Below are 12,382 nucleotides of genomic sequence, written 5' to 3'. Positions count from 1 at the left end.
TATGTAGGCATTATTAGTCTTCTAGCATTAGAAATTCTCAGGAAATTTTAACCACAATCTTTAGTTGATAAAATTTTTACAACTTCCCTATAGTTGCTTATGTCATTGAACGGAAAACACTGTAAGTGTTGAAAAGCAGTTGTTAGCGCAACATGTTTACATCAGATCTCCAGTAGATCAAATGCAGCGAAGATACAAAAATGACCTCCTTACAAAAGGCGAAAGGTTGTTATTTGGTCGAATGTAGATGAGGCAAAGTAGCTACCTGCCGATGACCTGAAAACCTGTTTCCTATCCTGCTGACGGCTGAAGGCTTGCCATGTCGAAATGTATATTTGATGAGATAGATCAGTTCGCCTCGCCAGCAGAATATGAACGATTTCCGAGCTGGGCTTTGCATCAAGAGAATGCCGGACATATCGAAGAATTACTATCGGACGAAGCGCAAGGGGGCTTCGCTGGCACAAAGCGATACAAGTGCGTCGCAACCGAAGAGATATGGGCACTACATGCACCTGATCCCGGCTATTTTCCCGGCGCGTTGAAACGGGAAAACGAAAGCTAATCCAAATCACCTAACTAAGGGTCCTTCGTAGCCTTTTCTCTGCCTACGGGTAGTTCGAGACCACGGCGCAAGCGCCTATATGGTTTTCGCGAGGGCTTGGTGTTGATGTTCATGTTGTTGTTTCAGCTTAAGACCCAGCTAATCCCATGGGTTTATGGGGTAATTCATTTTCCTCTCATTGACAGTTTAACCAATACATCGCATCTTCCGGTTGAGGCGTCGAAACCTCTCACAGAGCGGTCACCGCTGCCGTAATATCGGCGGTCAATTTGCGCTGGAGTTAATTCTCCAAACGCAAACTCTCGCTTATGGGCGGGAGGGCGGTGAATACAATACCCTTTGCGGGGGAATAAACCCGCCTGTCTCTGTCAGGTTTCGAACCTCCCGCTCGCCAGTGGGTTGTCGAAGACCTTCTGCTGAGTGGTTTGTTCAACAAGCCAACAGAGAAGGCTTTATGATGACTGAAACTGGTAAAGAGAAATGTGCCCATACGTCCCTTCGCAATGAAGTGGACCAGCTTCACCTCACAGCCAACCACCTCAAAAATCTAGTTTATTCCATGAGCGTGGTTCTGAGTGAGCGCATGGAGCACACACAGGAATATGAAGCGTTGCTGACGCTGTTTGATACTGTGCGCAATCACATAGAAAATGTACAGGGAAGTAGCGTGAATATCTCAGAGCTGCTTGAACCTTGCGCGCTGGAAGTCTCCAAAACAAAATAACACGGAATGAAGAGGGGCATTGCCTCTCACGGAATATTCTGGCTTGGGAAGCGTGATGCTTCTCAGGCCTTTTTTGATTGGCAGCGCAATGGGGTGGGTTCATGTGGGTCGCTAAATGGAAGGCTTTAGTGATCTGCGTTTTCAACGGCCTAGATGTCGCAATATTTTGCCCCGAGAAATTAAGTGGAATCTCCGCATAGAGCCCAAAGCCACTATCTTTTGTGTTCAAATGAAGAGCAGCACCAAAAGTACAATTAGCGAGAATCCGGTGCCGATTTTGATGTACCACAAAGTTGAAATTGCAATGACCAAAGCAGGCCAGAAAAAATGGCTATTGGGCATCAATGTGTAAGCCGCCAACAAAAGCCAGTCGATTCCAAAAATGACAAATACGGGTCCCAGCGTCATTGGTTTTAAACCAATCATCTTCACAATATGTTGCCATGGTCCGGGTTCGGCTGGCCCAAAATATTTGCCGTGCCGCAGCACATGAATCCCATCAAACAGCATCCAGCCACCGTTAAGAACGGCACACAATGTTACAACAACTTTCAACACTACTTTTGCGCTCCTTAGCTTTCAACGTTGGTATACGTTAATTGCTGCAACTCCATCCCACACCCCGATGTAAAAAATTTTTAGTTCGGGATTTACGATGGAGTTTGTGAAGCCTATCGTCGCACCATGGCAAAAACAAAAAATTTGCAGTTCGCCAAAGAATTCGAAGCGCTCTACAAAGACATTTATACGCACGCTATGCGACGAGTGAGGGACAAACGACATCGTTTGTCACCGGCAACCATTGGTTTTTTAAACCATTTGGCAATGACAGGCCCAATGACTTTGTCTGAGCTAGCTGTGCATTTTGATCGTGCTCAGTCCATTCTTAGCGAGATGATCGACCATCTGGAAACGAAGAGTTTCGTTGAAAAGCAAAAAGACCCAGATGATGGCAGAAAGTCCCTGATCTGGTTGACAGAATTGGGACAGACGGCGTTGAGCGAAGCCCAAACAGTTCTCGATATCGACAAGCTGGCTTTCGCTGCTCAACATCTTGCGCCAGAAGAGCAAGTGCAACTGGCCAATCTGCTTGGCGATCTGCGCGCAACATTGTCCAAGCGGTAAATGATGGAGTCCAGAGACTATGAATGAGAAATGCCTTAGCTGCGGCATGCCGATTGAAACCGGCGCTTATTGCCAACACTGCGTTGACGAGCACGGTCACTTACAGGATTTTGATGCAAGGTTTGCACGAATGGTCGCGTGGCAAATGCGCAAAGGAACAGCTAAAGGCCAAGCCGAAAATGATACCCTTGATTACATGGCGACTATGCCCGCATGGGCAGATCATCCGCGAGTTAAACAAGCTAAACCGTCGCCTAGTTCTTTATCACGACCTCCGTGTCTTGATAATGAGGATGCGTGAGGGTTTTCTTTTTGTGCTCCGCTGACAGCACAATTGAGTGCCGAAGTGCTATATCGTCCGTAACTAGATTGCAACTCTGCATACTGCAGGATCTTGTTTATCCGCATGGCAGGCACCCATCTGTTGTAATGAATAAGTCAAGTCAGCTAAGGGTTCCAAGCGGTAAATCTCTGCCACTTGCGGAGCATAAGTCAATCTGGCCTGGAAAATAGCTGAACTTGTGACGGCTCGTTCCAGCTTACTGACAACTCATGAGAGTCAAAACCTCACAGAATGGCTGTTTGTTGACGGCAATGACGACATCAACAGCTTTTCCAGTATTAATTTAAATAGGTAATTGGAGGGGTCGTGAGAGGCAAAATGATGCTTACAAACGCTCTCATTTGCTTACATAGTGCAGACACGAAGCCCAAAAGCGAAAAGCTCCCGTAAGGGAGCTTCGCAAAACCTCTTTAGGTACCATGAGGTTAAATGGTGAGCCCGCACGGTTTCGAACCGTGGACCTACTGATTAAAAGTCAGTTGCTCTACCAGCTGAGCTACAGGCTCACTAATAACAAGAACATTGGTGGGTGCACACGGGTTCGAACCGTGGACCGGCTGATTAAGAGTCAGCTGCTCTACCAACTGAGCTATACACCCAATGTTCTCGCCGAAGCGATGGCGGGTATATATCTAGCCTTTTCAAAGAGCGCAAGGGTCAGACCATCAGTTTTCAAAAATGTCTTGTGTAAACTAAACTTATCCAAGCCCCGCCTATGCAAATCTACGAGGAGGAACCATTTAAAAACAACCTCAAAGTGCATAACTTTGCTCCACAGCACGGTTTCCCCATCTCACTACCCCTATCAATTAGTAGCACACGCTTCCCTCCCCCTTAGGAGCAACACTTTTCAGTTGCACTAAACCACAATGGCGACTGTTTGCACGCGTGAAGACCCGTCCCAAGGTTCCCCGCTTTGCAAAACCGCATGATTCTGCCGGTTCATATGCGCACTCTGTTTTACGCTCCCTAACGTTCACAGGCCTAACCTGAAGTTCTCTCACGCAAGCAATCTTTAAAAAGCAAAAACACTGTTGCAGATAACTCAAGAAAACAGGAGCAGAGCACCACGCAACCTTTATGCATACCCACTTGACCTTATTAAGTATCTGAGCCTAATCTCTCATTAGATTTTAGAGTTTACCTGAGCGATTCAATCCAGAAGCGCGGTGAACTCTGAGAGTGTTCGAGCAATGTAAAGGGAGAGTGAAGCCATCTGGCTTCCATTACCAGTATGCAAACTTCAATTCTTCTTATCGTCGTGGGATGCGCGTCGCCGGAGTGAACCAGTTCACTCGGAACGGTTAGACGCGTACAGGGAGCCAAACGGCTCCTTTTTTTATGGCTAATTGGCAAAGAACTTCAATGAGGCTCTTTGCAACCAAACAGCAAGATTGATCGGACACCCTTCAATCGGGTGTCGCGAGCAGATACAGGCAACAAGGACTTGATGATGCAACGGGAGATGACAGGCGCTGAAATGGTTCTCCAGGCGCTGCGGGACAATGGAGCGGAACATGTTTTCGGATATCCGGGCGGCGCAGTCCTGCCCATATACGATGAACTGATCCAGCAGGAAGATATCCAGCATATCCTTGTCCGTCACGAGCAGGGCGCAGGCCATGCTGCGGAAGGCTACGCAAGATCGACAGGCAAAGCCGGTGTCGCTCTTGTCACATCAGGTCCAGGCGCAACCAACATGGTCACGGCCCTGACGGATGCAATGCTCGATTCCATTCCAATGGTTTGTATCACCGGACAGGTTCCAACAAACCTCGTTGGTACAGATGCATTCCAGGAGTGCGATACTGTTGGCATCACCCGTCCCTGCACCAAGCACAACTGGTTGGTAAAAGACGTTAATGATCTGGCGCGTATCCTGCATGAAGCCTTCTATATTGCCACATCCGGCCGTCCAGGCCCGGTTGTTGTCGACATCCCCAAAGATGTTCAGTTTGCAACCGGCATGTATGAAAGCCCTCAGTCAAACCTGAGCGCCCACAAAAGCTATCGCCCACAACTGAAAGGCGACATGCCTGCCATCCGTGCGGCTGTGGAGCTGATGTCTAAGGCAAAGCGCCCTGTGTTTTACACGGGCGGCGGTGTTGTGAACTCTGGTCCAGCTGCCAGCCAGTTGCTGCGTGAGCTGGTTGACCTGACAGGTTTCCCCCTCACCTCCACTTTGATGGGTCTAGGTGCGTACCCGGCATCTGGCAAGCAGTGGCTTGGCATGTTGGGCATGCACGGCACCTATGAAGCCAACATGGCCATGCACGATTGTGATCTGATGATCTGCATCGGTGCGCGCTTCGATGACCGTATCACGGGCCGTCTGGATGCATTTTCGCCAAACTCAACCAAAATCCACGTGGACATTGACCCATCCTCAATCAACAAGATCGTACATGTTGATCTGCCGATTGTTGGCGATGTTGCGCATGTTCTGGAAGATATGGTTCGCATCTGGCGCGCGTCCAGTTTCCGCTCTCAACCAGAGCTGAAAGACTGGCAAAACCAGATCGCCAAATGGCGGGCCCGCGAGTGTCTCTCCTATAGTCCGAACGATGACATCATCATGCCTCAATACGCTCTGCAGCGTTTGAGTGCGGCGATTGAAGGCCGTAAAGATGTTTACATCTCGACCGAGGTTGGACAGCACCAGATGTGGGCTGCTCAGTACCTTGGTTTTGAATCTCCAAACCATTGGCTGACATCAGGCGGCTTCGGCACCATGGGCTACGGTCTGCCAGCAGCAATTGGCGCGCAGGTTGCTCATCCCGATGCCCTGTGTATCAACGTTGCAGGCGATGCGTCTATCCTGATGAACATTCAGGAAATGTCGACCGCAGTTCAACATGGTCTGGCGCCTAAAACGTTTATCATGAACAACTCCCACATGGGCATGGTACGCCAATGGCAGCAACTGCTGCACGGTAACCGCATGTCCCATTCATACACCGACAGCCTGCCCGACTTTGTTAAACTGGCAGAAGCTTACGGCGGCAAGGGCATTCGCGTCACCAAACCGGATCAACTGGATGATGCTATTCAGGAAATGATTGAAACCCCTGGCCCGGTTCTGTTTGATTGCCACATCGCTCAGCTGGCCAATTGCTTCCCAATGATCCCATCAGGCAAAGCCCACAACGAAATGTTGTTGCCAGATGAAGCAACTGATGAAGTCATTGCAAATGCCATCGACACCGCTGGCAAGTCATTGGTATAGGTAGGCTGGGAGATACATTATGAACGCACAGAAAACAGACGCTCTATCAGCTTACTTCCTAGCTGAAACCAGTGATGTCCTCGAAACACATACGCTATCCATCATCGTGGACAACGAACCCGGTGTTCTTGCCCGCGTGATCGGCCTGTTCTCAGGCCGCGGCTACAACATCGATAGCCTCAGTGTATCTGAAACCGAGCACGAGAAGCATGTTTCCCGCATAACAATTGTCACAACCGGTACGCCGCAGGTGATCGAGCAGATCCGCCATCAGCTTGACCGGCTTGTGCCAGTGCATCTTGTTCGCGACCTCACCGTTGCAGCACACAACACCAATCAGGAAAAGCCGCTGGAACGCGAGCTGGCTCTGATCAAAGTGCGCGGTGTAGGCGACAAACGTCTGGAGGCGTTACGCCTGTCAGATGCCTTCAAAGCAACCGTTATTGATGCAACCACCGAGCACTTCGTATTCGAGATTACTGGCCGAACAAATAAAATCGACCAGTTCATCGAAATTCTTACTCCGCTCGGCCTTGTAGAGGTTTCACGTACGGGCGTTGCAGCATTGGCCCGTGGTGGTCAGGCATTGAAGGATTTGCAAGACGAAATTTAATGGTGGCGGACAATTTTGTCCTATTGCTATTGTGCGGCGTCTTTTGCAAACCTGCAAAGACGCCGTTTTAATATAAATTCATAACTCACATACGAGCTGCCCCATGAAGACGCCAAGTCGCCTATCCGTCAACGTTAATGCTGTCGCCGTGATACGCAATCGCCGCGACGTGCCGTGGCCGAGCGTCACGCACCTGTCTGCTTTGGCTCTGAATGCCGGAGCAAAGGGCATCACCATTCATCCACGTCCCGATGAGCGCCACATTCGCCGCACGGACGTGCTGGACCTTTCCAATATGCTTACCGAAGACATGCAGGGTAAAGAGCTATGTCTTGAAGGGTACCCCGACAAACGCTTTATGGAGCTTCTGGAAGAAGTTCGTCCAACGCAGGTTCTCTTTGTGCCAGACGACCCATCCCAACAAACTTCTGACCATGGTTGGGATTTTGATGAGAACATGGATCTTCTCAAAGAGGTCATTGCACAGGCAAAATCTCTGGACATCCGCACCTCCTTGTTCGTGAACCCGGATCCAAGCCAGCCAACACTGGCAGCAGAAGCGGGTGCAGAACGCATTGAGATTTATACCGGCCCCTATGGCGCTTGCCACGCAGATAAAGAGGCTGAAAAGCGGGAACTGGAGAAGGTTGTTGCAACGGCGGAAGCCGCAAAAGCTGCAGGTCTTCTGGTCAACGCAGGCCATGACCTGACTGTCGAAAACCTGCCAGCCTTGATCGAGCGCGTCCCGTACATCTCCGAGGTCTCGATCGGCCACGGCTTTACAGCCGACGCCCTCATCCACGGCTTCACCGAAAGCGTCCGCCGCTTCCGCGGAGCCCTTGGAGAGCTGTAGCAGGCGTCTATCAACAAAATTGAAAATCAATGAAAGCAGCTGCCTATCGCAGCTGCTTTTTTTATCAGCAAAACGCTGCCTTATTTGCGACGAGTTCTCAACAATAAATACAAGTCAGCAAAATACAACTTCCAGATTGCGGAGAATTATTTTCTACATGTCCTGTTCTTCAAAGCACACTCATGAATTTCACCATGAAACCTCTGATAAAATTTGAAGTTAAATCTAATGAAAATCACGTATCTGCACTGCCACGAAATACATCCACATATATTTACACAACTATAGCAAGCATACCATTGCCATACCAACAATCACAAAATTTCCACCTGTACCATTCGGCACACAACCTGAAGCTTCTAAATCATAAATAAGTATTTCCTGAGACCTTACTTTCAGAAAACCAACAAAGACTCAGAATAATTATATCTAGTGCCTCACAGGCGACCAGAATTACAGGTATTACAATGTTTAAGCTTACTGCAGTGGCCCTCCCACTAGCGTTGATCGCATCTCCGACTTTTGCAGCCGATATCTCAGCCTTTCACTCCAACACCAAACCCGATGCAGCTCAGCTGACGGCAGGTGGCATCCTGGAACTGAACGTTGGCCGTACCGACTTTGAAGAAGGAGAGGTCGACGTAGATGATACAGAGGTTGAATCCCTGACCGTCAAAGGGGCATATTCCCTTCCGATTGCTGCAAACTTCAGCGCTCAGTTCGACGGACTTGCTACATTTTATTATCAAAATAAAGACGAAGACAACAACGACTTCACAGTGGGCGAAGGGTACCTCGCATCCCACGTGACCTACCGCCTTCCAGAATCTGGCCTGGTTGGCGCATTTGCAGGTGTTGGCCTCACAGAAGACAATGGTGATGATGACACCAACAAGTTCTTCACCTTTGGCGGTCTCGAAACACAGTACTATCTTGGTGAGGTGACGCTTCTCGGTCAGGCCGGTTACCTGAGCAGTAATGATCACGACGAATATCAGGAATCAATCAGCGAAGCTGTCTTTGTACGCGGCGGCGTTGATTACTACCTGACCAAAAACACCAAGTTCAGTGCTGATCTAAGCTATCTTGCTGGTAATCGTTATCAGGGTAATGATGACTATGATCCAACAATTACAATTTTGGGTTGGGGCGCAGGTGTAAAGCACAAGCTGGCATCCCTACCGATTGGTGTTTCTGCCGCCTACAACGGATACGACTTCAAACCAGGTGATGATACTGACAAGCCAATGGTTCATGAGGTCCGCGTTGGTGCGTTCTACCAATTCGGTACATCTACTCTGAAAGCAAATGATCGCACGTCTGCGGGCCTTGATTTGCCGCAAATCCAGCGTTGGGTTTCCATTACAACAAACGAAATCCAATAAGCTCCAACATGTGACTGAACTATGTAGTATTACGCTATTACCCGCTCAGCCACATCCCTTGCTAGGTTTCCCTCGCAGTTATATCTGGGAGGGAAACATGTCTGCTCAAAAAATCCTTATGATCACCGGTGACTTCACCGAGGATTACGAAACCATGGTGCCATTCCAAACTCTAGGCGCTGTTGGCCACGATGTGCATGCCGTTTGCCCGGACAAGAACGCCGGCGATACAATCGCAACATCCATTCATGATTTTGAAGGTGACCAGACCTACACGGAAAAGCGTGGTCACAACTTCGCACTCAACGCCACATTCGATGACATCAATCCGGCAGACTACGACGCACTCGTCATTCCTGGAGGCCGCGCTCCCGAGTACCTGCGCCTGAACCCAGCCGTTCTGGACATGATCCGTCATTTCTTCAAGGAAAATAAGCCCGTCGCTGCCATCTGCCATGGCGCGCAGCTTCTATCCGCTGCTGGTGTGCTAGAAGGCAGAACCTGCTCTGCTTACCCAGCCTGTGCTCCTGAAGTCACCATGTCAGGCGGCACGTTTGCAGATATTGATGTGGCTGATGCCATAACTGACGGAAATCTCGTAACAGCACCGGCTTGGCCAGCTCATCCTGCATGGCTTAAGCAGTTCCTTGCCCGGCTCAACCAGCCAGCCTATGCTTAATCAACACCAGTAAACCAATGCGGAGAGAACCATGTGCGAGCTTTTCATCAAGGCAGACACTGACTTGTGGGAGAGCACAACACGATCTCTTCGCGTTGACCGCATGGTGACAAGTGTCCGCTTGGAAACGTATTTCTGGACGATACTTGAGGAGATAGCTCAGCGGGATAGCATATCCGTTGGGCAACTTCTGACGAGATTGCACATCGAATCCGTTGAAGCCGGACATGACCTTGGCAATTTCACCAGCTTCCTACGCGTGTGTTGCCTGCGCTATCTGTCTTTGCAACTGACAGACGATATTCCCAAAGACAAGTCAGTCCCAATCAGCACGCTCGACGCACCTCAGCTGCTGAGGAACGAGCGCGCCTATCGGGCTAAATCATTAGAAACCAGTAATTCTTGCTAAACATTCCCTCGCCGCCGAAACGGCAAGGGAAGCCTTTGAGCATCTACGCAAAGATGAAATCTCCCGCGCTCAGGCTATGGGGCATTCTCCAGATCAAAACTGAAGAGCTCTGCCTCGCTTATAAGAACAGCAAAACCACCCAGTCACGCTTTACTGCGTTCTGCCCTATTGGCAACAACTCCTCCAGCAAGCGAATGCCCCGTCCCAGCGAGGTCACTTACTCCCAGACCGCTGGCAATGAAAATCCCAAATCCGACCGCCATGCACAATTCTCTTGTATATTAGTTTATTAGCATATATGAATATATTAAATTAAAGAGAGGGCAATCAATTGGACATTCTCAAGCAAAACGTTTGGTCCCCCTATCTGGCGGGCATAGTTATCGGGCTTCTGCAAATCCCTGCATTTTTGTTGGTGGATACGGCACTGGGGGCTTCATCATCATTCGTGACAGCGACTGGTTTCATCTTTTCCATGTTTGATTCCAGCGTGACAGACATCAAATATTTCGCCAAGTACATGTCGAAGGACAAATACTTCTGGCAGAGTGCTCTGGTCATCGGCATAGCTCTGGGCGCGTTGATCTCCTACAAAGCAAGTGGCCGCAAAGCCACCTTCTCATCTCTCAGCTGGCAAAGCGTCGGCGCAAGCACATCCCCAGTGGTCCGCATGTTGCAAGGCTTCATTGGTGGCTTCGTGCTTCTGGTCGGCGCACGCATCGCCGGGGGCTGCACATCCGGCCACGGTATTTCTGGTCTGGCTCAGCTGAGCGTCGGGTCTAGCGTCGCTGTTGCGGCAATGTTTGCAGGCGGCATAGTTGCTGCCAATCTTCTCTACAAACGGGCTTAAGGAGCGATATCATGGAAGTTTTCTGGCTTGTCATCCTCGGCCTGACTATGGGCCTCGTCTTCGGCGTCGCGCTTGAAAAATCACGCGTCATGGAACCGGGTGTTCTCATCGGACAGTTCCTGTTCAAAGACTACACCATGCTCAAGATGTTTCTGGCAGCAACCGCAACTGGCCTCATCGTTCTTTCCGGCCTGACAGCATTTGGCCTTGCCGAGCTGCACCCTAAGGGCTTTGTAGTTGGCAACATCATCGTTGGTGGTGCTATTCTCGGCGTTGGTATTGCCATCGCAGGCGCTTGTCCGGGCACAGTCTTTGCTCAGATTGGCCGCGGCTACAAAGATGCATGGTTCACCGTCACCGGCGGCATCCTCGGCGCAGCTTTCTATGGCTACAACAAGTCCCTCATTGACGGCGCATTGGATCTGGGAAGCTTCGGCAAGATCACCTATGCCGACCTGTTCCCTGCCCTGCCATTTTGGATGCTGGGCCTGATCACAGCCGGTGCGCTTATCGTCGTCATGGTTGCTCTGGAAATGGCGCGGCCATGGAAAACAGATCGCAGCATGGATCAGAACAACACTGCATCTGTGGGATCAACCACAGCACATGCATAGTTTAACGTCCCCCGACTGAACTGCATCTAGTTCAGCACAGCGATACCCCGGAGAGCACAAGCCTCCGGGGTATTTGCGTTTTGTGCAAACAGCAACAATCGCAACGTCATCACCCCAAGCCCTATACTTAAATTTCAAATTTCTGGGCGGTCCTCACACTTTCCTGTTGCACACCAAATGATTCTCGGGCATAACCGAACCGTACCGTACGGTACAGAAAATAACCAACGATAAACTACAGGAATGCCAACCCACAATGCCAACCGAGCCAGAACAACAAGACTTCACAGATCGCCAGCGTGCGGTTCTGGATAAGGCCTTGGAACTGCTCGTAGAAGGCGGCGAAAAAGCGCTGACAACAGCAGCTATCGCACGGGCGGCAGGATGCTCCAAAGAGAGTCTTTACAAGTGGTTTGGAGATCGGGATGGTTTGCTGGCTGCAATTGTTACCCGGCAGGCCTCCAAGGTTATTCCGGGCGCAGATCCTGCAGCCAACATGAGCGAAACCGGCCTTCGTGCCGCACTTGAAGAATTTGCCAAGAGCTTGCTGGAGACAATCTCCGGTGATGTCTCTCTGGCCCTGAACAGACTTGCCATCGGGCAAGCCAGTAAAGCTGAAACAGGTCTTGGCGCCGTCCTTGAAAAAAGTGGCCGCGCCCGCATTGGCAGACAGACCACAGTCCTGCTGGAAAAGGGCTGCATACAAGGTTACCTGCAGTGCGAAGATCCGCAGGAAGCTTACAGCACACTTTACGGGCTGGTCGTTCGCGATCAGCACATCCGCTTGCTTCTTGGCGCAAGCCCACAAGCAAGCCGGAAAGAATTAGACGGTGCGGCCAAAACCGCAGTCTCACAGTTCATGCAGCTCTACGGAGCTAAGGACTAAAGCGTGTTCCCGAAAAGTGGCTACCGGTTTTCGGAAAAGAATACGCGTCAGATCAGAAGATTAAAGCAAATTGGCACCGTCAAATTGCTTTAGAAACAAAAACCACATGT

General features: G+C 50.1%; 14 protein-coding genes and 2 tRNA genes. 13 read left to right on the top strand and 3 right to left on the bottom strand.

All coding sequences use genetic code 11. The features are described 5' to 3' along the window. Positions 1-319 precede the first annotated feature (319 nt). Positions 320-565, top strand: coding sequence for a hypothetical protein (locus BLS62_RS24435; protein WP_093187386.1), 246 nt, complete (start codon positions 320-322; stop codon positions 563-565). A gap of 454 nt (positions 566-1,019) precedes the next feature. Continuing rightward, positions 1,020-1,289, top strand: coding sequence for a hypothetical protein (locus tag BLS62_RS24430; RefSeq protein ID WP_208991078.1), 270 nt, complete (start codon positions 1,020-1,022; stop codon positions 1,287-1,289). A 225-nt stretch (positions 1,290-1,514) separates the two neighbouring features. Here the strand turns inward: BLS62_RS24430 and BLS62_RS24425 are convergent, their stop codons facing one another. Beyond that, positions 1,515-1,847 carry a hypothetical protein gene (locus tag BLS62_RS24425; RefSeq protein ID WP_093187383.1) on the bottom strand — a complete coding sequence of 111 codons (333 nt, stop codon included), beginning with the start codon at positions 1,845-1,847 and terminating at the stop codon, positions 1,515-1,517. A 126-nt stretch (positions 1,848-1,973) separates the two neighbouring features. Between BLS62_RS24425 and BLS62_RS24420 the strand changes: the two genes are divergently transcribed. Continuing rightward, a complete protein-coding gene (locus BLS62_RS24420) occupies positions 1,974-2,414 on the top strand; it encodes a MarR family winged helix-turn-helix transcriptional regulator (RefSeq protein ID WP_093187380.1) in 441 nt (146 codons plus the stop codon). Between the two features lie 19 nt (positions 2,415-2,433). Further along, positions 2,434-2,715 (top strand): hypothetical protein, encoded by a 282-nt coding sequence (locus tag BLS62_RS24415; protein WP_143521595.1) that lies wholly within the window; start codon positions 2,434-2,436, stop codon positions 2,713-2,715. A 472-nt stretch (positions 2,716-3,187) separates the two neighbouring features. On the opposite strand, the gene BLS62_RS24410 is transcribed toward BLS62_RS24415, so the two are convergent. Together BLS62_RS24410 and BLS62_RS24405 are read right to left on the bottom strand one after the other, a co-directional pair. Continuing rightward, positions 3,188-3,263 (bottom strand) — tRNA-Lys (locus BLS62_RS24410). 17 nt (positions 3,264-3,280) lie between these two features. Continuing rightward, positions 3,281-3,356: transfer RNA gene (locus tag BLS62_RS24405), tRNA-Lys, on the bottom strand. Between the two features lie 854 nt (positions 3,357-4,210). Here BLS62_RS24405 and BLS62_RS24400 point away from each other — a divergent pair. The 9 genes from BLS62_RS24400 (at position 4,211) to BLS62_RS24360 (ending at position 12,272) form a co-directional block, all read left to right on the top strand. Next, complete coding sequence (locus BLS62_RS24400; protein ID WP_093189551.1) at positions 4,211-5,983, top strand: acetolactate synthase 3 large subunit; 1,773 nt, start codon at positions 4,211-4,213, stop codon at positions 5,981-5,983. Positions 5,984-6,002: 19 nt separating this feature from the next. Further along, a complete protein-coding gene (gene ilvN, locus BLS62_RS24395) occupies positions 6,003-6,596 on the top strand; it encodes an acetolactate synthase small subunit (RefSeq protein WP_093187374.1) in 594 nt (197 codons plus the stop codon). Positions 6,597-6,699: 103 nt separating this feature from the next. Then, a complete protein-coding gene (locus BLS62_RS24390) occupies positions 6,700-7,449 on the top strand; it encodes a pyridoxine 5'-phosphate synthase (RefSeq protein WP_093187371.1) in 750 nt (249 codons plus the stop codon). Between the two features lie 467 nt (positions 7,450-7,916). Further along, a complete protein-coding gene (locus BLS62_RS24385) occupies positions 7,917-8,834 on the top strand; it encodes a hypothetical protein (RefSeq protein WP_093187368.1) in 918 nt (305 codons plus the stop codon). A 97-nt stretch (positions 8,835-8,931) separates the two neighbouring features. Beyond that, positions 8,932-9,513 (top strand): DJ-1/PfpI family protein, encoded by a 582-nt coding sequence (locus tag BLS62_RS24380; protein ID WP_093187365.1) that lies wholly within the window; start codon positions 8,932-8,934, stop codon positions 9,511-9,513. 31 nt (positions 9,514-9,544) lie between these two features. Continuing rightward, the gene (locus tag BLS62_RS24375; protein WP_093187362.1) at positions 9,545-9,922 is read left to right on the top strand and encodes a ribbon-helix-helix domain-containing protein; all 378 of its coding nucleotides are present in this window, start codon (positions 9,545-9,547) and stop codon (positions 9,920-9,922) included. A gap of 331 nt (positions 9,923-10,253) precedes the next feature. Next, complete coding sequence (locus tag BLS62_RS24370; RefSeq protein ID WP_093187359.1) at positions 10,254-10,772, top strand: YeeE/YedE thiosulfate transporter family protein; 519 nt, start codon at positions 10,254-10,256, stop codon at positions 10,770-10,772. 11 nt (positions 10,773-10,783) lie between these two features. After that, positions 10,784-11,386, top strand: coding sequence for a YeeE/YedE thiosulfate transporter family protein (locus BLS62_RS24365; RefSeq protein ID WP_093187357.1), 603 nt, complete (start codon positions 10,784-10,786; stop codon positions 11,384-11,386). A gap of 256 nt (positions 11,387-11,642) precedes the next feature. Beyond that, positions 11,643-12,272, top strand: coding sequence for a TetR/AcrR family transcriptional regulator (locus tag BLS62_RS24360; protein ID WP_093187354.1), 630 nt, complete (start codon positions 11,643-11,645; stop codon positions 12,270-12,272). Positions 12,273-12,382 lie beyond the last annotated feature (110 nt).

Source organism: Pseudovibrio sp. Tun.PSC04-5.I4, assembly GCF_900104145.1.
Classification (GTDB): domain Bacteria; phylum Pseudomonadota; class Alphaproteobacteria; order Rhizobiales; family Stappiaceae; genus Pseudovibrio.
Note: the sequence above shows the minus strand (reverse complement) of the source record. Positions and strands in the feature narration are given on the sequence as shown.

What these genes read in the sequence shown, in the direction of transcription:
- BLS62_RS24435 (WP_093187386.1), top strand. Translation starts at nt 320, where the DNA reads ATGTCGAAATGTATATTTGATGAGATAGATCAGTTCGCCTCGCCAGCA.
- BLS62_RS24430 (WP_208991078.1), top strand. Translation starts at nt 1,020, where the DNA reads ATGATGACTGAAACTGGTAAAGAGAAATGTGCCCATACGTCCCTTCGC.
- BLS62_RS24420 (WP_093187380.1), top strand. Translation starts at nt 1,974, where the DNA reads ATGGCAAAAACAAAAAATTTGCAGTTCGCCAAAGAATTCGAAGCGCTC.
- BLS62_RS24415 (WP_143521595.1), top strand. Translation starts at nt 2,434, where the DNA reads ATGAATGAGAAATGCCTTAGCTGCGGCATGCCGATTGAAACCGGCGCT.
- BLS62_RS24400 (WP_093189551.1), top strand. Translation starts at nt 4,211, where the DNA reads ATGCAACGGGAGATGACAGGCGCTGAAATGGTTCTCCAGGCGCTGCGG.
- ilvN (WP_093187374.1), top strand. Translation starts at nt 6,003, where the DNA reads ATGAACGCACAGAAAACAGACGCTCTATCAGCTTACTTCCTAGCTGAA.
- BLS62_RS24390 (WP_093187371.1), top strand. Translation starts at nt 6,700, where the DNA reads ATGAAGACGCCAAGTCGCCTATCCGTCAACGTTAATGCTGTCGCCGTG.
- BLS62_RS24385 (WP_093187368.1), top strand. Translation starts at nt 7,917, where the DNA reads ATGTTTAAGCTTACTGCAGTGGCCCTCCCACTAGCGTTGATCGCATCT.
- BLS62_RS24380 (WP_093187365.1), top strand. Translation starts at nt 8,932, where the DNA reads ATGTCTGCTCAAAAAATCCTTATGATCACCGGTGACTTCACCGAGGAT.
- BLS62_RS24375 (WP_093187362.1), top strand. Translation starts at nt 9,545, where the DNA reads ATGTGCGAGCTTTTCATCAAGGCAGACACTGACTTGTGGGAGAGCACA.
- BLS62_RS24365 (WP_093187357.1), top strand. Translation starts at nt 10,784, where the DNA reads ATGGAAGTTTTCTGGCTTGTCATCCTCGGCCTGACTATGGGCCTCGTC.
- BLS62_RS24360 (WP_093187354.1), top strand. Translation starts at nt 11,643, where the DNA reads ATGCCAACCGAGCCAGAACAACAAGACTTCACAGATCGCCAGCGTGCG.